Source organism: Kluyvera cryocrescens NBRC 102467, assembly GCF_001571285.1.
Lineage (GTDB): Bacteria > Pseudomonadota > Gammaproteobacteria > Enterobacterales > Enterobacteriaceae > Kluyvera > Kluyvera cryocrescens.
Genome location: NZ_BCTM01000011.1, coordinates 1 through 22,693, shown reverse-complemented (window position 1 = coordinate 22,693; position 22,693 = coordinate 1). Strand labels below are relative to the sequence as shown.

At 55.3% G+C, this 22,693-nt stretch carries 22 protein-coding genes; 11 read left to right on the top strand and 11 right to left on the bottom strand.

Going from position 1 to position 22,693, the window contains the following annotated elements; all coding sequences use genetic code 11:
* Positions 1–52: 52 nt before the first annotated feature.
* Positions 53–877 carry a co-chaperone DjlA gene (djlA, locus tag KCR01S_RS08890; protein WP_061282224.1) on the bottom strand — a complete coding sequence of 275 codons (825 nt, stop codon included), beginning with the start codon at positions 875–877 and terminating at the stop codon, positions 53–55.
* Between the two features lie 183 nt (positions 878–1,060).
* On the opposite strand from djlA, the gene lptD reads away from it, so the two are divergent.
* The 6 genes from lptD to apaH are packed head-to-tail and all read left to right on the top strand — an operon-like array spanning position 1,061 to position 7,802.
* Entirely contained in the window at positions 1,061–3,427 is a 2,367-nt protein-coding gene (lptD, locus tag KCR01S_RS08885) for an LPS assembly protein LptD (protein ID WP_061282222.1), read from the top strand.
* A gap of 53 nt (positions 3,428–3,480) precedes the next feature.
* Complete coding sequence (gene surA / locus KCR01S_RS08880) at positions 3,481–4,767, top strand: peptidylprolyl isomerase SurA (RefSeq protein ID WP_061282220.1); 1,287 nt, start codon at positions 3,481–3,483, stop codon at positions 4,765–4,767.
* Positions 4,767–5,756 carry a 4-hydroxythreonine-4-phosphate dehydrogenase PdxA gene (pdxA, locus tag KCR01S_RS08875; RefSeq protein WP_061282218.1) on the top strand — a complete coding sequence of 330 codons (990 nt, stop codon included), beginning with the start codon at positions 4,767–4,769 and terminating at the stop codon, positions 5,754–5,756. Before surA ends, pdxA begins: the two co-directional genes overlap by 1 nt.
* Positions 5,749–6,570, top strand: coding sequence for a 16S rRNA (adenine(1518)-N(6)/adenine(1519)-N(6))-dimethyltransferase RsmA (rsmA, locus tag KCR01S_RS08870; RefSeq protein ID WP_061282216.1), 822 nt, complete (start codon positions 5,749–5,751; stop codon positions 6,568–6,570). Before pdxA ends, rsmA begins: the two co-directional genes overlap by 8 nt.
* Positions 6,571–6,573: 3 nt before the next feature.
* The gene (gene apaG / locus KCR01S_RS08865) at positions 6,574–6,951 is read left to right on the top strand and encodes a Co2+/Mg2+ efflux protein ApaG (protein WP_061282214.1); all 378 of its coding nucleotides are present in this window, start codon (positions 6,574–6,576) and stop codon (positions 6,949–6,951) included.
* 2 nt (positions 6,952–6,953) lie between these two features.
* Positions 6,954–7,802 carry a bis(5'-nucleosyl)-tetraphosphatase (symmetrical) ApaH gene (gene apaH, locus KCR01S_RS08860; RefSeq protein ID WP_061282212.1) on the top strand — a complete coding sequence of 283 codons (849 nt, stop codon included), beginning with the start codon at positions 6,954–6,956 and terminating at the stop codon, positions 7,800–7,802.
* Between the two features lie 129 nt (positions 7,803–7,931).
* Here the strand turns inward: apaH and folA are convergent, their stop codons facing one another.
* The 6 genes from folA to KCR01S_RS08830 all read right to left on the bottom strand — a co-directional run bounded on the left by folA (position 7,932) and on the right by KCR01S_RS08830 (position 14,589).
* The gene (gene folA, locus KCR01S_RS08855; protein ID WP_052283075.1) at positions 7,932–8,411 is read right to left on the bottom strand and encodes a type 3 dihydrofolate reductase; all 480 of its coding nucleotides are present in this window, start codon (positions 8,409–8,411) and stop codon (positions 7,932–7,934) included.
* A 155-nt stretch (positions 8,412–8,566) separates the two neighbouring features.
* Entirely contained in the window at positions 8,567–10,435 is a 1,869-nt protein-coding gene (kefC, locus tag KCR01S_RS08850) for a glutathione-regulated potassium-efflux system protein KefC (RefSeq protein ID WP_061282210.1), read from the bottom strand.
* Positions 10,428–10,961 (bottom strand): glutathione-regulated potassium-efflux system oxidoreductase KefF, encoded by a 534-nt coding sequence (kefF, locus tag KCR01S_RS08845; protein ID WP_061282208.1) that lies wholly within the window; start codon positions 10,959–10,961, stop codon positions 10,428–10,430. The genes kefC and kefF overlap by 8 nt, the downstream gene beginning before the upstream one ends.
* Before the next feature lie 119 nt (positions 10,962–11,080).
* Positions 11,081–12,391 carry an MFS transporter gene (locus tag KCR01S_RS08840; RefSeq protein ID WP_061282206.1) on the bottom strand — a complete coding sequence of 437 codons (1,311 nt, stop codon included), beginning with the start codon at positions 12,389–12,391 and terminating at the stop codon, positions 11,081–11,083.
* 58 nt (positions 12,392–12,449) lie between these two features.
* On the bottom strand, positions 12,450–13,400 hold the full coding sequence (locus KCR01S_RS08835; protein WP_061282205.1) for a 2-hydroxyacid dehydrogenase: 951 nt from the start codon (positions 13,398–13,400) through the stop codon (positions 12,450–12,452).
* A gap of 196 nt (positions 13,401–13,596) precedes the next feature.
* On the bottom strand, positions 13,597–14,589 hold the full coding sequence (locus KCR01S_RS08830; protein ID WP_061282202.1) for a LacI family DNA-binding transcriptional regulator: 993 nt from the start codon (positions 14,587–14,589) through the stop codon (positions 13,597–13,599).
* A gap of 256 nt (positions 14,590–14,845) precedes the next feature.
* On the opposite strand from KCR01S_RS08830, the gene idnO reads away from it, so the two are divergent.
* Genes idnO through KCR01S_RS08815 form a run of 3 tightly spaced genes read left to right on the top strand, consistent with a single transcriptional unit; the run spans position 14,846 to position 16,625 of the window.
* Complete coding sequence (idnO, locus tag KCR01S_RS08825) at positions 14,846–15,610, top strand: gluconate 5-dehydrogenase (RefSeq protein WP_061282200.1); 765 nt, start codon at positions 14,846–14,848, stop codon at positions 15,608–15,610.
* 14 nt (positions 15,611–15,624) lie between these two features.
* A complete protein-coding gene (locus KCR01S_RS08820; protein WP_061282198.1) occupies positions 15,625–16,155 on the top strand; it encodes a gluconokinase in 531 nt (176 codons plus the stop codon).
* Positions 16,152–16,625, top strand: coding sequence for a NanQ anomerase/TabA/YiaL family protein (locus KCR01S_RS08815; protein ID WP_061282194.1), 474 nt, complete (start codon positions 16,152–16,154; stop codon positions 16,623–16,625). Before KCR01S_RS08820 ends, KCR01S_RS08815 begins: the two co-directional genes overlap by 4 nt.
* 65 nt (positions 16,626–16,690) lie before the next feature.
* On the opposite strand, the gene KCR01S_RS08810 is transcribed toward KCR01S_RS08815, so the two are convergent.
* Complete coding sequence (locus tag KCR01S_RS08810; RefSeq protein ID WP_061282191.1) at positions 16,691–16,927, bottom strand: YgdI/YgdR family lipoprotein; 237 nt, start codon at positions 16,925–16,927, stop codon at positions 16,691–16,693.
* A gap of 192 nt (positions 16,928–17,119) precedes the next feature.
* Between KCR01S_RS08810 and KCR01S_RS08805 the strand changes: the two genes are divergently transcribed.
* Entirely contained in the window at positions 17,120–17,983 is an 864-nt protein-coding gene (locus tag KCR01S_RS08805) for a MurR/RpiR family transcriptional regulator (RefSeq protein WP_061282189.1), read from the top strand.
* A 48-nt stretch (positions 17,984–18,031) separates the two neighbouring features.
* On the opposite strand, the gene KCR01S_RS08800 is transcribed toward KCR01S_RS08805, so the two are convergent.
* Positions 18,032–18,427 carry a RidA family protein gene (locus KCR01S_RS08800; RefSeq protein ID WP_061282187.1) on the bottom strand — a complete coding sequence of 132 codons (396 nt, stop codon included), beginning with the start codon at positions 18,425–18,427 and terminating at the stop codon, positions 18,032–18,034.
* A 23-nt stretch (positions 18,428–18,450) separates the two neighbouring features.
* Positions 18,451–19,881 (bottom strand): N-acyl-D-amino-acid deacylase family protein, encoded by a 1,431-nt coding sequence (locus tag KCR01S_RS08795; RefSeq protein WP_061282185.1) that lies wholly within the window; start codon positions 19,879–19,881, stop codon positions 18,451–18,453.
* A gap of 202 nt (positions 19,882–20,083) precedes the next feature.
* On the opposite strand from KCR01S_RS08795, the gene KCR01S_RS08790 reads away from it, so the two are divergent.
* Positions 20,084–21,304 carry an amino acid deaminase gene (locus KCR01S_RS08790; RefSeq protein ID WP_061282184.1) on the top strand — a complete coding sequence of 407 codons (1,221 nt, stop codon included), beginning with the start codon at positions 20,084–20,086 and terminating at the stop codon, positions 21,302–21,304.
* Between the two features lie 38 nt (positions 21,305–21,342).
* Here the strand turns inward: KCR01S_RS08790 and KCR01S_RS08785 are convergent, their stop codons facing one another.
* Entirely contained in the window at positions 21,343–22,431 is a 1,089-nt protein-coding gene (locus KCR01S_RS08785) for a MurR/RpiR family transcriptional regulator (RefSeq protein WP_061282182.1), read from the bottom strand.
* Between the last annotated feature and the right edge of the window lie 262 nt (positions 22,432–22,693).

Genomic DNA, 22,693 nt, shown 5'->3' with positions numbered 1-22,693 from the left:
TTCTGCGTAGGCCGGATAAGACACAGACCGCCATCCGGCGACGCTCAAACGCTTACTTAAACCCCTTCTGTTCTTTAATCAGCTCGTACGCCTTTTGAATTTCCTGGGCTTTCTGCTTCGCCATTTCCATCATCTCCGGCGGTAACCCTTTGGCCACCAGCTTATCCGGGTGATGTTCGCTCATTAACTTACGGTAAGCGCGCTTAATGGTTGTTGCATCATCATCGGGCTTCACGCCGAGCACGTTGCAGGCATCTTCCAGCGTTGGGCCTCGTTGCGCCTGCTGCCAGCCGCCACCGTTGCCAGACTGCGACTGCTGATGGTAGCCGCCGCCGAACTGCGCGCCGCCCTGCATCATGCGCAGGAACTGATCGAACTGGGCGTTGGAAATCCCCAGCTCTTCGGCAATCACGTACAGCACATCGCGCTCGTTCGGATGCAATGAACCGTCAGCAAACGCCGCCTGAATCTGAATTTCAAGAAACATCCGGATCAGGTCGAAACGGCCGAAACAGACGCTACGGAACTGACGCATTTTCTCGCGCAGCGGGTAGTTGTCAGCCTTGCCAACGCGAAACGCCTGCTGAGCTGCGGTACGCGATTCACCATGCAAATTCATACGGTCCATAAACAGACTGGCGATATGAATATCCGCTTCGGTCACGCGCCCTTTCGATTTGGTCAGGTGGCCCATCACTTCAAACGTGGTTGCAAAGAACAGCGACTGACGCTGCTGTTGGTTAGCAAACCAGTTCATGCGACGGCTTCGCGCCTTATCAAACATGTGACCCACGAGCAGCCCGAGGACAACGCCCCAAAACCCTCCGCCCATCATCAGAGCGACGGCCACACCAATCACTTTTCCCCAATACTGCATATACTCCCCAAATCGTCATGCCAGCGGCTAAAATATGCATTATCATACCTGTCATTCAATGCCGTGCATAACACCTCTGGCGAGAACGGGCAGGATAAAACTAGCGTGATAACGATGAGTACGTTAGTCTCTGACCGTTTGCAAGCCGCAATGCTATAGATGACGGAACAACAAATACAACGTATGAAAAAACGTATTCCCACTCTCCTCGCGACCATGATCGCCAGCGCCTTGTACAGCCAGCAGGGATTGGCTGCGGATCTCGCATCACAATGTATGCTTGGCGTCCCGAGTTACGATCGCCCGCTCGTGAGCGGCAAAACTAACGAGCAGCCCGTCACCATTACGGCCGATCATGCCGACGGCAACTACCCTGACAACGCCGTTTTTAAAGGCAACGTTGATATTAATCAGGGCAATAGCCGCCTACAGGCGGATGAAGTTCAGCTGCATCAGAAACAGGCCGATGGCCAGCCCACGCCGGTTCGTACCGTTGATGCACTCGGTAACGTCCACTATGACGATAATCAGGTGATCCTGAAAGGGCCAAAAGCCTGGTCAAACCTGAACACCAAAGATACCAACGTCTGGAAAGGCGACTACCAGATGGTCGGCCGCCAGGGCCGCGGCAGCGCCGACGTGATGAAACAGCGCGGCGAAAACCGCTACACCATTCTGGAAAACGGCACCTTTACCTCTTGTCTTCCGGGTTCTAACACCTGGAGCGTAGTCGGTAGCGAAGTGATCCACGATCGCGAAGAGCAAGTGGCAGAAATCTGGAACGCCCGCTTCAAAATCGGCCCAGTGCCGGTTTTCTATAGCCCGTACCTGCAGCTGCCGGTAGGCGACAAGCGTCGCTCAGGCTTCCTGATCCCAAGCGCCAAATACGGCAGCTCAAACCACTTCGAATTCTCGCTGCCGTACTACTGGAACATTGCGCCAAACATGGACGCAACCCTGACGCCGCACTATATGGACAAGCGTGGTGGCGTCATGTGGGAGAACGAATTCCGTTACCTGACTCAGGCCGGTGAAGGCCTGTTTGAGCTCGATTATCTGCCATCAGATAAGGTCTACTCAAACGATCACCCGAACGATGATAACAGCCGTCGTTGGCTGTTCTACTGGCGTCATGCCGGGGTGATGGATCAGGTGTGGCGCTTCAACGCCGACTACACCAAAGTCAGCGATCCAGACTATTTCAACGACTTCGATTCCAAGTACGGTTCCAGTACCGACGGCTACGCCACGCAGAAACTGAGCGTTGGCTATGCGGTACAGAACTTTGACGCCACCGTGTCATCCAAACAGTTCCAGGTCTTTGACCGCGCCAACAGCAACTCTTATTCCGCTGAGCCGCAGCTGGACGTTAACGTCTACAAGAACGACCTGGGCCCGTTTGATACCCACCTGTACGCGCAGGCGGTGAAGTTCGTCAACAGTAACAGCAGCATGCCAGAAGCTACGCGTGTGCATATGGAGCCAACCATCAGCCTGCCATTAGGCAACCGCTGGGGGAGTCTCAATACCGAAGCGAAGCTGCTGGCCACGCACTATGACCAGACTAATATCGACAGCTACAACCGCGATACGGATAACGTAAATCAGTTGGCCGGTTCGGTTAACCGCACCATGCCACAGCTCAAAGTTGACGGTAAGCTTATCTTTGAGCGCGATGTTGAGCTGACGCCGGGCTATACCCAGACTCTGGAACCGCGGATGCAGTACCTGTACATCCCGTACCGTGACCAGAGCAAAATCAACAACTACGACTCGACATTCCTGCAGTCTGACTACTCGGGCCTGTTCCGCGACCGCAGCTACAGCGGCCTCGACCGTATTGCGTCGGCAAACCAAATCACGACCGGTGTCACATCACGTATTTATGATGACGCTGCCGTTGAACGTTTTAACGTTTCCGTTGGTCAAATCTACTATTTCACCGAGTCTCGCACCGGTGATGACAACGTAAACTGGGAGAAAGACGACAAAACGGGCTCACTGGTATGGGCGGGTGATACCTACTGGCGCATCAGCGACAAGTGGGGCCTGCGCGGCGGGATTCAGTACGATACTCGTTTGAACAACATCTCGACCAGCAGCTCAGCGATTGAATACCGCCAGGACGACGAGCGTTTAGTGCAGTTGACCTACCGCTACGCCAGCCCAGAGTATATTCAGGCCACGCTGCCAACTTACTCAACGGCCGAGCAGTACCGGGAAGGGATCTCGCAAGTTGGCGCAACGGCAAGCTGGCCAATCGTCGACCGCTGGTCCGTGGTGGGTGCGTACTACTTTGACACCAACACCCATAGCTCGGCCGATCAGATGCTTGGCGTGCAGTATAACTCCTGCTGCTATGCGATCCGCGTTGGCTACGAGCGTAAGCTCAACGGTTGGGACTACAACAGCAACAACACGGGTGGTCGCTCCAAATATGATAACTCCATCGGCTTCAGCATTGAGCTGCGTGGTCTGAGCTCTAACTACGGTCTGGGTACCCAGCAGATGCTGCGTTCCAATATCATGCCGTACCAAAGCTCGCTGTAATGTCACTGGTTAGACACATAATCCGCATTGCGGTTAATTGAAATGGAAAAAGTATGAAGAACTGGAAAACGCTGCTTCTCGGTATCGCCTTAGTTGCGAATACCAGCTTCGCTGCCCCACAGGTTGTCGATAAAGTTGCAGCCGTCGTAAATAATGGCGTCGTACTCGAGAGCGACGTTGATGGTCTGATGCAGTCCGTCAAAATGAACTCTGGCCAGGCTGGTCAACAGCTGCCGGACGACGCAACCCTGCGCCACCAGATTCTGGAGCGTCTGATCATGGATCAGATTATCCTGCAGATGGGGCAGAAAATGGGCGTTAAGGTTTCTGACGAGCAGCTCGATCAGGCTATCGCCAACATCGCCAAGCAGAACAACATGACGCTGGATCAGATGCGCAGCCGTCTGGCCTACGATGGGATGAACTACAACACCTATCGCAATCAGATCCGCAAAGAGATGCTGATTTCTGAAGTGCGTAACAACGAAGTGCGTCGCCGCATTACCGTGCTGCCGCAGGAAGTTGACGCCCTGGCCAATCAGATTGGTACCCAGAACGACGCCAGCACTGAGCTGAATCTGAGCCATATCCTGGTGCCACTGCCGGAAAATCCAAGCTCCGATCAGGTTAACGAAGCGCAAAGCCAGGCCGAATCTATCGTCGAGCAGGCGCGTAACGGTGCCGACTTCGGTAAACTCGCTATCACCTATTCTGCAGACCAGCAGGCGCTGAAAGGCGGCCAGATGGGCTGGGGTCGTATTCAGGAACTGCCGGCGATCTTCGCCCAGGCGCTGAGCACGGCGAAAAAAGGCGATATCGTGGGTCCAATCCGCTCCGGTGTTGGTTTCCATATTCTGAAAATTAACGACATGCGCGGCCAGACTCAGAGCATTTCGGTAACGGAAACTCACGCTCGCCACATTCTGCTGAAACCGTCGCCAATCATGACCGACGACCAGGCGCGTGCGAAGCTGGAACAGGTTGCAGCGGATATCCGCAGCGGCAAAACCACCTTTGAGAAAGCGGCTAAAGAGCTGTCTCAGGATCCCGGTTCTGCTAACCAGGGCGGTGACTTAGGCTGGGCAACGCCGGATATTTACGATCCGTCATTCCGCGATGCGCTGATGAAACTGAACAAAGGCCAGATGAGCGGCCCGGTTCACTCTTCCTTCGGCTGGCACCTGATTCAACTGCTGGATACGCGTAACGTTGACCGCACCGATGCCGCACAGAAAGATCGTGCTTATCGTATGCTGATGAACCGTAAGTTCTCTGAAGAAGCGGCCACCTGGATGCAGGAACAGCGCGCAAGCGCCTACGTTAAAATTCTGAGCAACTAATGACACAACATCGCGTTGTTATCACTCCCGGCGAACCGGCCGGGATTGGCCCGGATCTCGTTATCCAACTGGCCCAGCGCGACTGGCCGCTCGAACTGGTCGTCTGCGCTGACGGCGACCTGCTCACCGAGCGGGCCAGACTCCTTGGCCTTCCCCTCACGCTCCAACCCTACTCTCCCGACCACTCCGCTACGCCACAACGCGCCGGCACGCTCACGCTGCTGCCCGTTGCGCTGCATGCGGATGTCCAGCCCGGCGTGCTGAACGTCGACAATGGGCGCTACGTCGTTGAGACGCTGGCACGCGCCTGCGATGGCTGTCTGAACGGAGAGTTTGCAGCGCTGGTCACCGGGCCGGTGCACAAAGGTATTATTAACGATGCCGGGATCGCCTTTACTGGCCACACCGAGTTTTTCGAAGAGAGCTCTGGCGCCGAAAAAGTGGTCATGATGCTGGCGACCGAAGAACTGCGCGTTGCGCTGGCCACCACGCACCTGCCGCTGAAAGCGGTGAGCGATGCCATCACACCGGACCTGCTGCGGGAAGTCATTACCATCCTGCACGACGATTTACACAACAAGTTTGGTATTGCAGAACCGCATGTCCTGGTCTGCGGTCTCAACCCGCACGCCGGGGAAGGCGGGCATATGGGTACCGAAGAGATCGACACCATCATCCCGGTACTGAATGAGATGCGGGAAAAAGGAATGAACCTTAGCGGGCCGCTACCTGCCGATACCCTATTCCAGCCGAAGTATCTGGAGCATGCCGATGCCGTACTCGCAATGTTCCACGATCAGGGCCTACCCGTGCTAAAATACCAAGGCTTTGGTCGCGGCGTGAATATTACGCTCGGCTTACCCTTTATTCGCACCTCCGTTGACCACGGTACCGCCCTTGAACTGGCAGGCCTTGGAAAAGCGGACGTCGGCAGTTTTATTACGGCGCTTAATCTCGCCATCAAAATGATTGTTAACTCTAATGAATAATCGAGTCCATCAGGGCCACTTAGCCCGTAAACGTTTCGGGCAGAACTTCTTAAACGACCAGTTCGTTATCGACAGCATTGTTGCGGCCATCAACCCGCAAAAAGGTCAGGCGATGGTTGAAATCGGCCCGGGCCTCGCCGCGCTAACCGAGCCGGTTGGCGAACGTCTTGACGAAATGACCGTTATCGAGCTCGACCGCGATCTCGCGGCGCGTCTGCAAACTCACCCGTTCCTGGGGCCGAAGCTGACCATTTATCAGCAGGACGCCATGACCATGAACTTTGGCGAGCTGTCCGAGAAGCTGGGTCAGCCGCTGCGCGTGTTCGGTAACCTGCCGTACAACATCTCCACGCCGTTGATGTTCCATCTGTTTAGCTATACTAATGCTATTGCAGACATGCACTTCATGCTGCAAAAAGAAGTGGTTAACCGTCTGGTTGCAGGGCCAAACAGTAAAGCGTATGGCCGTTTGACCGTCATGGCGCAATACTACTGTAATGTGATCCCGGTGCTTGAAGTTCCGCCGACCGCATTTACGCCACCGCCAAAAGTGGATTCCGCCGTCGTCCGTCTGGTGCCGCATAGTACCAAACCGTACCCGGTAAAAGATGTCCGCGTACTGAGCCGAATTACGACCGAAGCGTTTAACCAACGTCGTAAAACCATCCGTAACAGCCTGGGCAATCTGTTCAGCGTTGAGCTGTTGACGGAATTAGGTGTCGACCCAGCGATGCGAGCTGAAAATATTTCGGTTGCGCAGTACTGTCGGATGGCCAATTATCTGTCAGAGAATGCGCCCTCCAGGGAGAGCTAGAACATGATCGATTCGCCACGAGTTTGCGTCCAGGTTCAGAGCGTCTATATTGAGACGCACTCCATGCCGGAAGAGGAACGTTACGTTTTCGCTTATACGGTAACCATTCGCAATCTCGGGCGAACCGCGGTTCAGCTTCTTGGCCGTTACTGGGTCATCACCAACGGCCACGGTCGTGAAACTGAAGTACAGGGCGAAGGTGTGGTTGGCGTTCAGCCGCACATCGAACCCGGCGGTGAATATCAGTACACCAGCGGTGCCGTGCTGGAAACCCCGCTCGGCACCATGCAGGGCCACTATGACATGATCGACGTGGACGGCGTGCCGTTCTCCATCGATATCCCCGTTTTCCGTCTCTTTGTTCCCACGCTGATCCATTAATTATGTCTACATACCTTATTGGCGACATTCACGGTTGCTACGATGAGTTTATTGCCCTGTTACAGCAGGTTGAATTCACGCCGGGCAAAGATACCCTGTGGTTGACGGGTGATTTAGTCGCGCGCGGTTCTGGCTCTTTAGAGGTGCTGCGCTACGTTAAATCGTTAGGCGACTGCGTCAAAATCGTATTGGGTAACCATGACCTGCACCTGCTGGCGGTTTTCGCCGGCATCAGCCGCAACAAGCCAAAAGATCGCCTCAATCCGCTGCTGGAAGCGCCGGATGCCGATGAGTTGCTCAACTGGCTACGTCGCCAGCCGCTAATGCAGGTAGATGAAGAGAAAAAGCTGGTCATGGCGCACGCGGGCATAACGCCGCAGTGGGATATGGAAACCGCCAAACAGTGCGCGCGGGACGTTGAAGCCGTCTTATCCAGCGACTCTTATCCATTCTTCCTCGATGCGATGTACGGCGATATGCCAAACAACTGGTCGGCGGATCTTAGCGGTCTGGCACGCCTGCGCTTTATTACCAATGCGTTTACCCGCATGCGCTACTGTTTCCCCAACGGCCAGTTGGATATGTACAGCAAAGAGTCACCAGAGGATGTCGCGGCGCCGCTTAAGCCGTGGTTTATGCTGCCAGGCCCGATTACCGAAGAGTACAGTATTGCCTTTGGTCATTGGGCTTCGCTGGAAGGAAAAGGCACCCCTGACGGGATTTACGCGCTGGATACCGGCTGCTGCTGGGGTGGCGATCTCACCTGCCTGCGCTGGGAAGATAAAACCTACTTTGCGCAGCCGTCGAATCGTCGCCTGGATCCGGGCGAGAGTGAAGCCGTGGCATCATAGAACAGCACGCATCGTCAGCGGCGCTACGCCCGGACGAATGAGCCAAACAAAAAAACGCCGGGTTAAACCCGGCGTTTTTATTGGCGATGGGTCTCCCGGCGAAGCATGGCGCCGCCGGGAAAGCCTGTCTTAACGACGTTCCAACACTTCGAAGCAGTAGCTGTGAGAGTTCTGCTCATCCGCGTCGTGGAATTCGCTGAATACCGACTCCCACTGGTCAGGATCGTAGTCCGGGAAATGGGTATCACCTTCCACTTCCGCATCAATATGCGTCAGATACAGCTTCTGCGCTTTTGGCAGGAACTGCTCGTACACGCGACCACCGCCAATGACCATGATCTCTTCGACATCGCCACAGGCGGCAATCGCTTCATCAACCGATTTTACCCACTGAACGCGATCGTCGGTGCCCGGTTGGCTACTGATAACAATGTTCTTACGCCCCGGCAACGGACGGCCAATTGACTCCCAGGTCAGGCGTCCCATCACCACGGGTTTGTTTAATGTTGTGCGTTTAAACCAGGCCAGATCGGCTGGCAGGTCCCAGGGCATGGCGTTTTCCATACCGATAACGCGATCTACCGCTAGTGCAGCAATCAGACTGATCATTGAGTGTGTCCCAGATGCGAAAAAAATTGTCGCCACTATACGGAAAGCATAAACTTTCGTCGACTGGCTGCCGGGTAAAGAATAATAAAATTTTTAGATTTGCTGGCAAGCCCACGAAGCTAAAGTGGACAGCCAGCATTACACTTCAGCCGCGCTTACAGCGTTGGCTTGATCTCCGGTTCATCCTGTGGATTACCGCTGTGCTTCCCCTCTTCCGTTCCCTGCCAGCCGTGGCGCTGCACCACCGACAAATGGTTACGGTCTTCATTAATGATTTCCGTCAGCATCGCGCTGGTGCGTTTAAACGCTGCTGCCCGTGAAGACGCATCATTTTCCGCCATCATCACCATCTCTTCCATCAGTTGCGTATTAAAGCGGCGGAACAGGTCGGCGCGCTCGCGGGCCTCATAAGCACCAAGCCCCAACGATTCCAGCGCTAATCGGCCCGATTTTAATGCCCCTTCAAAGGTCTCACGTTCCGGTGCTTCAACCCCGGCCTGGCGCAGTTGGATGTAGTGCTCAACGTCACGGGCGCGAGCAATCACGGTCAGATGCGGGAAATGCTCTTTCGCCAGCTCCGTCAATTGCAGGCTGGCCTGCGGATCGTCGATGGCGTTAATCAACACTTCTGCTTTCGCAGCCCCGGCGGACTCCAGCAGATCGACGCGAGTGGCATCGCCGTAAAATACCTTCATATCGAATTTACGCAGCGTATCGACGTGGTCCGGATCGTGATCGAGGATGACCATTTTTACGCCGCTGGAAAGCAGCAGACGGCCAGTAATCTGACCAAAGCGACCGAATCCGGCGATAATAACCCGCGGCTGTTCTTCATCGATTTCATCCGCTTCACGTGAATCGACGCTACTGGCGCGTTTTTCCATACGCGTCAGCAACACCAGCAGAATTGGCGTTGCCGCCATCGACAGCGCGACGGCCAGGGTTAACGCTTTTGCCCAGTCAGCGTCCAGCACGTTCGCCATCTGTGCGGCACCAAAGACCACAAAGGCAAACTCACTCCCCTGGCCCAGCAGTGCCGCAAACCACAGGCGCTGGGAACGCGGCACCTGCAACGGTTTGGCGATAAGCCACAGCAGGAATGACTTAATCACCAGGAAGCCCACCAGCAGCGTGATGATACGCAGCGGATTATGGATCAACGTGCCGAAGTCGATAGACATCCCCACGCCAATAAAGAACAGCCCCAGCAGCAGCCCTTTAAACGGCTCGATATCGCTCTCCAGCGCATGGCGGTACTCGGAGCTTGCCAGCAGAACCCCGGCCAAAAATGCCCCCATCGCCATCGACAGACCCACTTCTTCCAGCAGCAGACCGAAGCCAAACACCAGGAACAGAGCCACGGCGCTGAATACCTCACGCAGCCCCGAACGCGCAACAAAGCGTAACAGCGGACGCGTAACATAGCGGCCGAGCACCACCACCAGCGCCAGCGCGCCGGCCACCTTCAGTGCGGAAAACGCAAATGCGCCAAGGGTGGTGGAGCCACCGCTGGTTGCCAGCAGCGGGATCATGGCGACCAACGGGATCGCCGCAATATCCTGGAATAGCAACACCGCAAAGGCGCTGCGCCCAACCTGAGTCACCGTCAGGTTACGTTCATTCATCGCCTGCATCGCAATGGCGGTCGAAGAGAGCGCCAGCGTCATGCCGATTAATTCCGCCACCTGCCAGCGCAGGCCGAGGAAGATACAGAAGGCGCCAATCAGCGCGCCGCACAGCACCATCTGTAGCAGCCCGCCGCCAAAAACCGAGGCGCGGAGCTTCCACAGCCGCTGCGGATCGAGTTCCAGACCAATCACAAACAGCATCAGCACGACGCCGATTTCCGCAAAGTGCAAAATGGCTTCGGCGTCGGTCACCAGTCGCAGCCCCCAAGGGCCGATGATACAGCCGGCAATCAGGTAACCCAGCACCGACCCCAGCCCCAAGCGTACCGCGATGGGCACAATCAGCGCCGCCGATCCGAGATAAATCAGCGCCTGTATGAGCGTATGGCTATCCATTATTGTGCTCCTCCTGCCACGCCAGCAGCCGTTGTTTATAGTGACGTGCCTTCGCCTGCAGCGTCTCTTCATCGCAGATAAACGTACAGTGCACCGCAAACGGCGGCAGCCACTTCATGCCGCAATAAACGGCGGTGGCTTCCAGCGGTTGCCCCAGTACCTCAAACCCCGGATGTGAGCCAATCTCAAAGTGGCTTTCCCCCCCGCCGGTCGTCACCGCCCACATCACGCTTTTACCGTGCAGCGCCGTTCCGCCGTGGCCATACGCCCAACCGTGCGACAGCACTTTATCCAGCCACAGTTTTAGCAACGGGGGCGTGCTGTACCACTGCATAGGATGCTGAAGAATAACCAGATCGGCGCGAGACAGCGCCGCCTGTTCGGCTGCAACATCAATATTAAAATCGGGATAGAGGTGATAGAGAGAACGGATTTCCACGCCGTCGAGCGTCCTTACCTGTTCAAGCATTCGCTTATTCGCATGCGAGTGATGCGGATAAGGATGCGCATAAATAATTAGAATCATGATTTGCCTGTCTTACTTCATTATTTTATCTCTGAGTTTAGACAGTTAATGATGACACTTACAGGATCAGTTGGCGTAACCGCAGGAATTGGGGGGCGTCAAACGCCCCCGATGATGGTTCAGGAAGGTTGATTAGCCGGTTTATCCGCCACCGGCGGAACATCAGGCGTTTGGCTAAGGTCGCAGTTTTTCGGCAGGAAGAAGGTAATGGTCCCAGCGATGATCAGCGAGCCGGCCAGCGCACACACCGCCACGTTTTGCCCATAGAAATAAATCATCACCCCCACCAGATACGGCCCGCAGAAGCCACCAAGATTCCCAAGGCCGTTAATCACACCGCGCGCGCTGCCCGCCACTTCCGGCATCGCAATACGCCCCGGAATCGACCAGAATGGGCTGGTTGCCGCCTTCAGGAAGAAACCGCACACCACCAGCGCGATATAGGCGGCGACCACATGGTCGCGCAGCACCACGGAAGCCAGCAGCGCGGCAGCAAAACCGTAGAGCGAAAAGCGCACCCACAGGCGGCGTTTACCGCTGCGATCGCTGAATAGGGAAATAATATAGATCCCGGCCAGAGTGGCGACAAAGGGCAGAATCGCCAGCACGCCAACGCTCGCCATATTGGCCCCGGTCAGGTTTTTCAGGATGGTCGGCAGCCACAGCGTGTAGCCGTAGTCCCCGGTCTGGTAGAAAAAGTTCAGCAGCACCAACTTCATTAGCCCAGAGTTACGGAACACCTCCCGTACCGGGGCTTTACTGACCGGCGCTTCAGAGCGCCGCGCTTCGCGTTCGGCGTGGAGCGCCGTCAGCAGATATTCCCGTTCACGAGCCGGCAGCCAGCGTGCTTCTTCCGGACGGTCGCTGATCATCAGCCACCACACCAAAAGCACCACCAACGACAGCAGCCCTTCGATGATAAACAGCCAGCGCCAATCCAGTGCCGCAATAATCGCCCCAGAGACCGGCGCTGTGAGCATGCCGCCCAGCGGGGCAAACATCATCACAAAGGCATTGGCACGGCCAATCTCTTTTTCCGGGAACCAGTTGCTGATCATCGTCAGCACCACCGGTAACATTCCGCCTTCCGAGACGCCGAGAATAAAACGCAGCACCAGCAGCTGGTATTCATGAGTGACAAAACCGGTAGCGATGGAGACCACCGCCCAGGCCAGTAGCGACCAGGCGATAAATCGCTTGCCGCTGCCGTTAACGGCAATACGGCCACCGGGTATTTGCAGGAATAAATAACCGATAAAAAAGATACCGCTGGCCACACCGGCCATCTGGCTGGTAATACCCAGATCGGACTCCATACCGCCGGGAAGCGCAAAACTAATATTAACCCGGTCCATAAACGAAATAATGCACGCGATGAGAACAGGCGCAATGATGCGCAGCCAGCGAGTGCCAGGTATTTTCTCATTCATAATTCACACTCTCTATCGAGGGAAGGTCACGTTATTCAATGGCGAGAAAGGTTCATGCTTAATCAATGGCATTCGGTAATGGCGCACGGTCAAAAAAGGCGGCGACATTATTAAAGACCACCTCACTCATGCGCTGGCGGGTTTCATGGGTGGCGCTCGCCACATGCGGCTGTAAGACCACGTTATCCAGCGCCATTAGCGCCGCCGGTACATGCGGTTCGTCTTCATAAACGTCCAGCGCAGCCCCGGCAATCACCCCATTCTGGAGCGCATGAATTAACGCTTTTTCATCCACCAAGGTGCCGCGCGCGATATTAATCAGCCACGCATGTTTCGGCATAACGTTAAACACGCTGGCATCGATCAGCCCACGGTTGGCGGCGCCGCCCGAGGCGGCAATCACCAGAAAATCACTTTCATGGGCGAGCGTGTGCAGGTCAGCGCACCACTGATAGTCGACATGGCTGAGTTTTTTACGATCGGTGTAGAGAATGTCCATATCAAAGCCGCTGGCGCGACGGGCGATAGCCTGGCCGATATTGCCCATGCCGAAAATGCCGATTCGCTTACCGCTGACCTGGGTCGCCAGCGCGGGGGCCTGTTTGAGCCATTTGCCTTCGCGGACAAACTTGTCGCCCTGGCAGAGCTGGCGTGCGCCGGAGATCAGCAGCCCCATGGCCAGGTCGGCCACATCGTTCGTCAGCACGCCGGAAGTGATGGTCACCGCAATCTGATGCGCACGGGTGTAGTCGAGATCCACCGCGTCGGTGCCGACGCCAAACACCGCCACCAGCCCCACATTCGGCAACTGTTCAAGCACCGAACGGGTCACACCAATATCGCCGCGGGTCACCACCGCCTGAACATCGCCGCCAACCTGACGCAGGAACGCCTGTGGGTCAGCCTGTTCATACAGGCGATAAACCTGGAATGCAGAAGAGAGTTTATCCAGCAAGCCGTCAACCACCGGAGCAATCAACAACACAGTATTCGGGTTTGCAGTATTCATCGTTTTACCTGTTTGAGAGTTCGAAAATTCGTTACGCCTATCAAACGGGTTTTCACTGCGTCGTTTTGCGATCTGCATCACGCTGGATCGTGTTAGAAATCCGTGTTACGGATGACGTGATCTCAAAGGCAAAACCCAGCGCTGGCACCGGCTGGGTGGCAACAATCACGTAACACCGAGGATCGAGAGGGAGAGGTTAGATGGTTTCACCCATCGACAGGCGATAGTGCAAATCGACTTTTTCGATAGTCGGTAACCCTTTTATTTTCTTGATTAAAATCTCGGTAGCGACTTTGCCCATTTCAAAGCGCGGCGTCAGTACGCTGGCCAGGCGCGGGTTAACTATCTGCCCAATCTCCAGCCCATGGAAACCTGCAATCGCCATCTCCTGCGGCACCGCGATACCCGAAGCGAGGCACTCCTGTAACACCCCAACCGCCAGATCATCATTCGTGCACAAAATGGCATCCATCTCTTTATACATCTGCCGAGCCAGCGTCATCATTCCGGTGCCAATGGAGACCGAAGAGACTTTATTCGGGGCAATCCGCCCAACCGTCAAACCGGCCTCTTCCATCGCCTTGCAATAACCGGCATAACGCTGTTCATCACGAATATCCGACATCGAACCAAAATAGATAATCTGCGTTTTACCGCTGGCCAGCAGCATATTGGTCATATCGAAACCGGCACGATAATTATCAAATCCGACATTTATACGCCCGGCGTTATCCGATAATCCCATCACTTCGGCGATCGGTATTTTAGCCGCCTTGAGGTATTTCTCAGCCCGTAATGTATGAAGAGACTCTGTTAATAACAGCGCCTTCACGTTCAGCGCCAGTACGGTGGCAATCTGTTCTTCTTCACGCTGGCTGTCGTAATCATAATTCACCACCAGCGTTTGATATCCGTGCGCGGTCGTCACCGACTCAACGCCGGCCAACACGTCGGCAAATATTTGATTATTAAAGGAGGGAATTAAGACGCCGATACGCGGTGCAATATTGCTGCTGATGGCAGGATTATCAGCATCCGGCTGGTAGCCCACTTCGGCAATCACGCTGGCAATCCGCTCTGCGGTTTCCGGCTTCACCTTTTCCGGCGTACGCAGATAACGGCTGACGGTCATTTTAGTTACGCCCGCGAGCGTGGCGATATCATCTAACGTTATCCGTTGTGCTTTCATTAACCCTGTCCGTCATGGCCGAAGACTGTCCCGCTATTATGCCTGCTGGCGGGTGAAAAGAGAATGCGCTAGAACAGGCCACAAGCCGCTTACCGCGCGGTTTCCCCACGAATTTCCGCCCTTGGATCACACATGCTGTAACCCCTTTTTGTAACATAGTTGACAGTGATCTTCATCACAGTTTAACCGGCATAAAAACCGTGAGATAGACAGCATCTTCCCAGGGCATATGCCGCCCGTGATACAGGAAACAGTGATGAACAATTTATTCAGCTTACAGGGCAAACGTATTTTAATTACCGGTTCCGGCCAGGGCATCGGCTACGTCATGGCACAGGGGCTGGCGCAGTACGGCGCGGAAATCATCATTAACGACCTTTCCGCTGAACGTGCTGAACAGGCGGCGATGAAATTACGTGATGAAGGCGCTACCGCCCATACGGCAGTCTTTAACGTGACTGACCCGGACTCCGTGGAAACCGCCATCGCGCAAATTGAAGAGAACATTGGCGCAATCGACGTGCTGTTCAACAACGCCGGTATTCAGCGCCGTCACCCTTTCACCGAATTTCCGGTGAAAGAATGGAACGACGTCATTGCCGTGAACCAAACCGCTGTCTTCCTCGTTTCGCAGGCCGTCGCCAAACGCATGATGACGCGCCAGGCGGGGAAAATCGTCAATATCTGTTCGATGCAAAGTGAGCTAGGACGCGACACTATCACTCCTTATGCGGCCGCCAAAGGGGCGGTCAAAATGCTGACGCGCGGTATGTGCGTGGAGCTGGCGCGGCACAATATTCAGGTTAACGGTATCGCCCCCGGCTATTTCAAAACGGCGATGACTCAGGCTCTGGTGGACGATAAAGCCTTTACCGACTGGCTGTGCAAACGCACTCCGGCAGCACGCTGGGGCGACCCGCAGGAGCTGGTTGGTGCAGCGGTATTCTTATCGTCGAAAGCCTCTGATTTTGTTAACGGCCATTTGCTGTTCGTCGATGGCGGCATGCTGGTTGCGGTGTAAGAAAGGAGCCACTCATGGCAGGACAATGCATTATTTTAATGGGCGTTTCCGGTACCGGAAAAACCACCGTTGGGCTGGCGCTATCGCAGGCGCTGGGAGCGAAATTTATCGACGGTGACGATCTGCACCCACGACAAAACATCATTAAAATGGCCGCCGGGCAACCGCTGGAAGACAGCGACCGCCAGCCGTGGCTGGAACGTATCGGCGACGTCATTTTCAGCCTGGGGCAAAAAAATGAGTCCGGCGTGCTGGTCTGCTCGGCGTTGAAAAAACACTACCGCGATCAGCTGCGTGAAGGCAACCCGTGCTTACGTTTTCTATGGCTGACCGGTGACTACGACTGCATTTTGCAACGAATGCAGGCGCGTAAAGGCCACTTTATGCCGGAAGCGCTGCTCCGCAGCCAATTTGCCGCACTGGAAGCTCCTGATGCCAACGAGCCTGATATTCAACCGGTCGATGTTTCATCCGATGTTTCCACTATCGTCGCCCGTTCGTTAACCCTTTTAGCCCACCAACCCCTACAGGGAGTTCCGGCATGATTATCGATACTCTGACTCGCGCTGAAAAAAACGCGTTTTATCCCGCCGTCATTCGTAAAGCGCTGCGCGCCGTTATCCAGCAGGAGCCGCACTCGCTGCCGCCGGGAAAATACATCGTCGACGGAGATAATCTTTTTTTTAACGTGGTAGAAGGCGAAACCAAACCTCTCGCCGAACAGCGTCCGGAATACCATCGTCAGTATATTGATATTCATATCGTTCTGGCGGGTGAGGAGATTATCGGTGCGGGAAATAAAGGGCTGGAGATCATCGCCGACGGTGAGTTTAATGATGCGCACGATATCGGTTTTTGTACGCAAATCAGCAGCGAAACGCTGATTCATCTGCATGCAGAAGAAATCGCTATTCTGTTCCCTGGCGAACTTCATCGCCCCATGGCGAGCCTGGGAGCGGGAGCACCGCTGCGCAAAATTATCGTCAAAATTGATAGCGCACTGCTATCAGCGTGATGCGCAGGCCCCGGACGACTGAGCTCGGGGCCACACTGATAGGTCGAGCCTACTGAGATAGGATCTTAGTTATCGAGCTCGTTCATTTCCTTAACCTGATCGCGGTTAATCTGCTCGGTTTTCCCGGTTTCGGCATTTTTGTACGATACCAGACCGGTGTCTTCATCCACCTGAGGTTTACCGTCCGTCACAATCGTTTTGCCATCGGTCGTTTTTAACGTCTGGTTGGAAGAACACCCAGCAACGGTAAAGAGTGCACCCGCGGTAAGAATCGCTACGGTCAATCGCTTATAGTTGGTCATGTTTCCCTCCTGCTTTTCAGCTAAATTCGTTATCACTCTAACCATTTTAGGTTAGTGGCTAAAAAACGTGAGCGAAACCAGAACACTCCGAAGCGTGATTCTTGAACGCACTCCAACAATCCGCATGACGTTCCCCACGGCACCGGGATTCTATGGTACAAAGTACCGGCTATTTATTTTCAGGGGCTGACCATGTCCGTTTCCATCGACATTATTTCCTGCATTACCGACCGTTTCGTCGAACTGACCGCCACCGAGAAGCGCATCGCGCAATTTATTCTCGATGACGTACAGGCTGCGACAACCTTACCGATCGCCGAAATGGCGCGTCTGACCCAAACCAGCCAGGCGTCAATCACCCGATTCGCACGGGCCATTGGCTGCAAAGACGTGCGTGAGCTGAAGGTCAAACTGGCGCAGTCGCTAGCGGTAGGGCAGCGTTTTATTCTCGATGTCCCGGATCTTGAAGGGGTGCAGGGGATCTATGAAACGATCATCAACGTGCTGGAGATCAATCGCCGGGCCCTCAATCCTGAATCGCTGAAAAACGCCGTCGAATGGTTAAGCGGCGCGCGGCAGATCCTCGCGATTGGAATGGGCGGCGGATCGACGATCTGCGCGCAGGAAGTTCAATTTCGTCTGTTCCGCCTCGGTCTGCCGGTCGTAAGCCAAAGTGATGGTTTACTGGTACGGATGATGTGCTCGTCGGTGGCATCCAATGACGTGGTGCTGGCGCTGTCGCTTGGCGGCTACACCCAGGAAGTGGTGGAGAGCGCGGCCATTGCCCGTCAGTACGGGGCGAAGGTGATTGCGATTACCCCTGCCGATACGCCGCTGGCCAATCAGGCCGATGCGGTGCTGCCGCTTATCGTGCGCGAAAACGACTATATTTTTAAGCCGAGCACATCCCGTTACGCCATGCTGGCAATGGTGGACGTGCTGGCAACCGAACTGGCGATGGTGAATAAGACGCAGGCAAAAAACCGACTGCGGCGGATTAAGCTCGCGCTGGACAGCCACCGAGGCGGGATTGATCGGCAACCGCTAGGGGATTAACGTTAATCCCCCCCTTCCAGGGGGGAGGGTCGACCAGTCAGCCCCTTGTTACTTCGCGCGCTCCGCGTTGTAACAGGTCAAATCGACCTCGACCTTACAGTCCACCACCAGATCGGCCACGCAGCAGACGCGGGCCGGCGGATGATCGGCAAAGAACTCGCGGAACACTTTATTAAATGACGGGAAGTAGCGCGCATCGGTCAGATAGACCTTAACGTGCACGACGTCAGCCAGTGAAAAGCCGGCGTCCTGCATAATGTCCACGCAGTTTTGAATCGCCAGACGCGACTGTTCGATAATACCGCCTTCAACCACCTCGCCGTCTTTCATCGGCGTTTGGCCGGACACATACAGCCAGCCGCCGGCCTCTACCGCTTTCGCAAACGGCAGCGACTGCCCGCCGGTACCGGTACTGCCACCTACGCCATAACGTTTAATACTCATTGTTGCTCCTTAAGTGTTGCGGCCTACCGACGCAGGAATCGTCCGGCACGCCCAATAATCGTCTGGCTCTGGTCATAGCTCATCACGCCGTTGACCATTACCGCCTCGATGCCCGCGGCGGGCTGCTGTGGGTCGCTAAAACTGGCAACATCGCGTACGGTTTGCGGATCAAACAGCACCAAATCGGCGAAATAACCGCATTTTACCAGCCCGCGATCGGCAAGCTGGAAACGTGCCGCCGACATGCCGGTCATCTTATGAACCGCCTCGGTCAGCGGGAAAAGCTGTTCATCGCGGCTGTAGTGCCCCAGCACGCGCGGGAATGCCCCCCACAGGCGCGGATGCGGCATCGGATCGTTCGGTAAACCATCAGAGCCAACCATGGTCAACGGGTAGCGCAACACGCGCTGCACGTCTTTTTCATCCATGTTGTAGTAGATGGCGCCGGCAGGCATCAGCCGCTTGCCGGCCTCTTCCAGGCTTATCGACCAGCTCTCGGCAATCTGCTTTAAGGTCTGCCCGGCCATTTCTGGATGCGGAGTAGACCAGGTGATAACGATGTCAAAATCGGCGGTAATTTGCTTCATATCCAGCGTTGAGGAACTGGCGGAATAAGGGTAGCAGTCGCAGGCGACGTCCTGCTGCGCACGCACTTTATCGAACAGCGCCAGCGTCTCCACCGTCCGCCCCCAGTTTTGCGCGCCGGCGCATTTGTGGTGTGACACCACCACCGGAACCTTCGCGTGGCGACCCACGCGGAATGCCTCATCAAGGGCTTCAAGAATCGGTTCAAACTCAGAGCGTAAATGGGTGGTGTAAATACCGTTCCCGGCAGCCAGCTCCTGCGCCAGGGCCATCACCTCTTCCGTCGTCGACTGGAAGGCAGAAGCATAAGCCAGCCCGGTGCTCAGCCCTAACGCCCCTTGTTGAAGCGCCAGGCGCAGCTGTTCGCGCATAGCCTGAATTTCCACATCATTGGCGGCGCGAAACAGAGAGTCCATATGGTTGTTACGCAGCGCGGTGTGGCCGATAAGCGTACCGACATTCACCGCAGGCCGTGCCTCTTTCACCGCTTCGGCGTAGGCATCAACTGTGGGGTAGATAAAATGCCCGGCCTCGCCCAGCAGGTTCATCGGATCGGGAACCTCACCTTTCATCCTTGCCGCCGCCGCGCTAATGCCGCAGTTACCCACGATCACGGTTGTTACCCCCTGGCTGATTTTCGGCAGGTACTCAGGCATGCGGATAACGTTGATGTCATCGTGGGTATGAACATCAATAAATCCCGGCGCTAACACCCGCCCGGTGCCGTCAATGTCATGCTGGGCCGAGCCGAGAATGGTAGGCGCTATCTCAACGATGCGATCGCCTTTTACCGCTACATCACCGCGATACTGCGGGCCGCCGCTGCCGTCGATAACCGTGACGTTGCGGAACAGATAATCAAACTGCATCTCTTCATTACCCCTGTCGTTTCCTGGCCCAAAGTTGACCATTTACAAGCGCAGAAAACAGTGAAAGACTACGCAAAACCAGCCTCGAATAATGATACTTTAATTCAATAACAACAATAAAAATTAAAAATTTCGAATATTTACATAAAGTTAAAACTGAAACGTCTCATGATATAAAATACAACCGCTAAGGAATTATGTTATGAAATACCAGAACAACTTCCTCGTCCCTCACAAATCCGCCCCACTTTTTACCCCTGCAAACATTCTCAATGAAGATGTTTGTTTACCGGCCGCCGTCATCAAAAAGTCGGCGTTAGATAACAATATTCAGTGGATGCAGCGCTATGCCGATACGCGAGGCGTATCGCTGGCGCCGCACGGTAAAACCACCATGACGCCGTGGATTTTCCTGCAGCAACAGCAGGTCGGTGCCTGGGCGATTGGCGTTGGTAGCGCCTGGCAAGCCAGCGTAGCGATGGCCAGCGGCATTCAGCGCGTACTGATGGCTAACCAATTGGTCGGCAAGGCTAATATGCAGCTCATCTCCGAGCTCAAAAACCAGTACCCACAGGTCGATTATCTGTGCTGCGTCGACAGTATCGATAACGCTCATGCGCTTTCAGCCTTCTTTGCCAGTAAAAATCAAACGCTGGATATTCTGCTGGAACTGGGCGTTCCGGGCGGGCGCTGCGGATGCCGCACTGCGGAGCAAGCGCGAGTGCTGGCAGAGGCGATTTCCCACCTCTCGGCGCTACGCCTGCGGGGCCTGGAGCTTTACGAAGGCGTGCTACACGGCGATAACCCGCAGCCTAAAGTCGAAGCGCTGCTGCGCGAGGCCGCCGCGCTGGCCTGTCAGCTTGAGCGCTACGTCGAAGGCGAGTTTATTCTGACCGGTGCCGGATCGGTGTGGTATGACGTGGTCTGTAACGTCTGGCTGGAGACGGAAAAACCAACGAATTGCCGGATAGTCATCCGTCCGGGGTGCTATATCACCCACGATGCCGGTATCTATCTCGAGGCGCAGGACGCTATTGTCGCCCGAGACCGGACCGCCTGCGATCTCGGTGGCGATCTGGTTTCAGCGCTGGAACTGGTGGCGATGGTGCAATCGGTGCCGGAACCCTCCCGGGCGATAGTGAATTTTGGTAAGCGTGATAGCGCTTTTGACGCCGGGTTACCGCAGCCAATTGCCCATTATCGCGCAGGAAAACTTCGAGAAATGGCGGCGAAAAGTATCGAAACCACCGGTATTATGGATCAACACGCGATGTTGAAACTAACGCCTGAAAGCGATGTGAAGGTTGGCGATATCTTGGTCTTCAGTACGTCACATCCTTGTCTGACCTTTGACAAATGGAAAGCGCTGCTGCTGATTGACGATAGCTACAACGTGCTGGAAACCCTGGAAACCGCGTTCTGATAAGCGGCCTCACGCGATACGCGTGAGGCCCGATCCTTCTATTTTTTATCCATCCCGTCGCAGAGCAGATCAATCACCAGCAGCGATCCGTAGCGTGGATCGTTGAGCGGCAGCGAGATATTTTGCTCGTGCGCCAGTGCGCCCTGCGAGTGCCCAATGATCACGATCTCCGCTCCCGCCCAACGCGCCTGATGAACCGCGGCGATCAGCGCGCTGCCCGGCGAGCTGGCAGCAAACACCACCAGCACCTGCCCGGCACCCAGCATTGACGCGGTAATCCCCATCAGCGCGGGATCCAGACACACATTGGCCGGATAGCCTTGGGTGAGCAGCCGATACTGCAGCAAATTGGCAAACGGCGCATCGGCGGTGCTGGCGCTGAAAATATGCAGCCCCTTCGCCTGTTGTATTACGCTCGCCGCCTGTTCAATCGCCGCCGGAGATAGCTCGCAGAGCTGCGTATTTAGGGACTGCTGAATATGATTGAGCGTTTCCCGCCATGGCCCCGGCATATCTCCAGCGCTTAGCGGTGCGCTGGCCTGCGCCAGCTTCATGCGCAGATCGCGAATATCATCACAGCCGGCCGCACGCGCAAAGCGGGTGATTGTCGCCGGGCTGACTCCTGCCGCGGTCGCCAACTGATCGATAGTGGCGGAAGCCGCAAACGACACATCGTCAAGGATCATCTGCGCGACCCGCGACTCCTGCTGGCTGAAATCATGCAGCCGCTGGCGGATCTGCCCCAGAATATCATCGCTGCTTTCCCGGCCAATCGAATGGGAGAAACGTGCGAGAATATCGCTGCTCACCCCCGCATTTTTCGCCAGCTTTTGCAGCGTACCGGGATCGACCCACGCGGCATCGCCCAGCATCGGTGCGGCCGGCAGCGCACGGCTGTTGACCTGCTGCTGCCGACGCACCTGGCCGATAAAATCATTAATATCGCTACAGCCGATGCTGCGAGAGAAGTGCTGCAACGTCGCTGGGCTAACGCCCGCTTTGGCCGCCAGCTCCTCAATGGTCGCCTCGGGGATCTGGGCAAAATTGTCGAGGAAAAAACGCGCCAGCCGGGATTCCTGCGCCGGTAGCCCAGAAACCCCATTCACCAGCTGATAAACAATGTCCATAACCAGAGTGTCCTCTTGTCAGCAGATTCTTTTCTGCTCATGAAAAACATCATAATTTATTGAAATTATTTTTCAATTCATTCAATCACCACCGTGATATCGCTGCGCAAAGCGGGCCTGAATTATTCATTTTTTTTGCGATGGTCACATTTTTATCCTTTAACCATAAGCTTAAGCAATATTTTAACCGCGATCACACTCATGAAAATAATTTTCATTCATCCTCAGCAAAACCGCTAATGTATGAAATATGTTTTCAAAC

Bases quoted from the DNA above. Each gene is read 5' to 3' on its own strand.
- djlA (WP_061282224.1), bottom strand. From the start codon at position 877: ATGCAGTATTGGGGAAAAGTGATTGGTGTGGCCGTCGCTCTGATGATG.
- lptD (WP_061282222.1), top strand. From the start codon at position 1,061: ATGAAAAAACGTATTCCCACTCTCCTCGCGACCATGATCGCCAGCGCC.
- surA (WP_061282220.1), top strand. From the start codon at position 3,481: ATGAAGAACTGGAAAACGCTGCTTCTCGGTATCGCCTTAGTTGCGAAT.
- pdxA (WP_061282218.1), top strand. From the start codon at position 4,767: ATGACACAACATCGCGTTGTTATCACTCCCGGCGAACCGGCCGGGATT.
- rsmA (WP_061282216.1), top strand. From the start codon at position 5,749: ATGAATAATCGAGTCCATCAGGGCCACTTAGCCCGTAAACGTTTCGGG.
- apaG (WP_061282214.1), top strand. From the start codon at position 6,574: ATGATCGATTCGCCACGAGTTTGCGTCCAGGTTCAGAGCGTCTATATT.
- apaH (WP_061282212.1), top strand. From the start codon at position 6,954: ATGTCTACATACCTTATTGGCGACATTCACGGTTGCTACGATGAGTTT.
- folA (WP_052283075.1), bottom strand. From the start codon at position 8,411: ATGATCAGTCTGATTGCTGCACTAGCGGTAGATCGCGTTATCGGTATG.
- kefC (WP_061282210.1), bottom strand. From the start codon at position 10,435: ATGGATAGCCATACGCTCATACAGGCGCTGATTTATCTCGGATCGGCG.
- kefF (WP_061282208.1), bottom strand. From the start codon at position 10,961: ATGATTCTAATTATTTATGCGCATCCTTATCCGCATCACTCGCATGCG.
- KCR01S_RS08840 (WP_061282206.1), bottom strand. From the start codon at position 12,391: ATGAATGAGAAAATACCTGGCACTCGCTGGCTGCGCATCATTGCGCCT.
- KCR01S_RS08835 (WP_061282205.1), bottom strand. From the start codon at position 13,400: ATGAATACTGCAAACCCGAATACTGTGTTGTTGATTGCTCCGGTGGTT.
- KCR01S_RS08830 (WP_061282202.1), bottom strand. From the start codon at position 14,589: ATGAAAGCACAACGGATAACGTTAGATGATATCGCCACGCTCGCGGGC.
- idnO (WP_061282200.1), top strand. From the start codon at position 14,846: ATGAACAATTTATTCAGCTTACAGGGCAAACGTATTTTAATTACCGGT.
- KCR01S_RS08820 (WP_061282198.1), top strand. From the start codon at position 15,625: ATGGCAGGACAATGCATTATTTTAATGGGCGTTTCCGGTACCGGAAAA.
- KCR01S_RS08815 (WP_061282194.1), top strand. From the start codon at position 16,152: ATGATTATCGATACTCTGACTCGCGCTGAAAAAAACGCGTTTTATCCC.
- KCR01S_RS08810 (WP_061282191.1), bottom strand. From the start codon at position 16,927: ATGACCAACTATAAGCGATTGACCGTAGCGATTCTTACCGCGGGTGCA.
- KCR01S_RS08805 (WP_061282189.1), top strand. From the start codon at position 17,120: ATGTCCGTTTCCATCGACATTATTTCCTGCATTACCGACCGTTTCGTC.
- KCR01S_RS08800 (WP_061282187.1), bottom strand. From the start codon at position 18,427: ATGAGTATTAAACGTTATGGCGTAGGTGGCAGTACCGGTACCGGCGGG.
- KCR01S_RS08795 (WP_061282185.1), bottom strand. From the start codon at position 19,881: ATGCAGTTTGATTATCTGTTCCGCAACGTCACGGTTATCGACGGCAGC.
- KCR01S_RS08790 (WP_061282184.1), top strand. From the start codon at position 20,084: ATGAAATACCAGAACAACTTCCTCGTCCCTCACAAATCCGCCCCACTT.
- KCR01S_RS08785 (WP_061282182.1), bottom strand. From the start codon at position 22,431: ATGGACATTGTTTATCAGCTGGTGAATGGGGTTTCTGGGCTACCGGCG.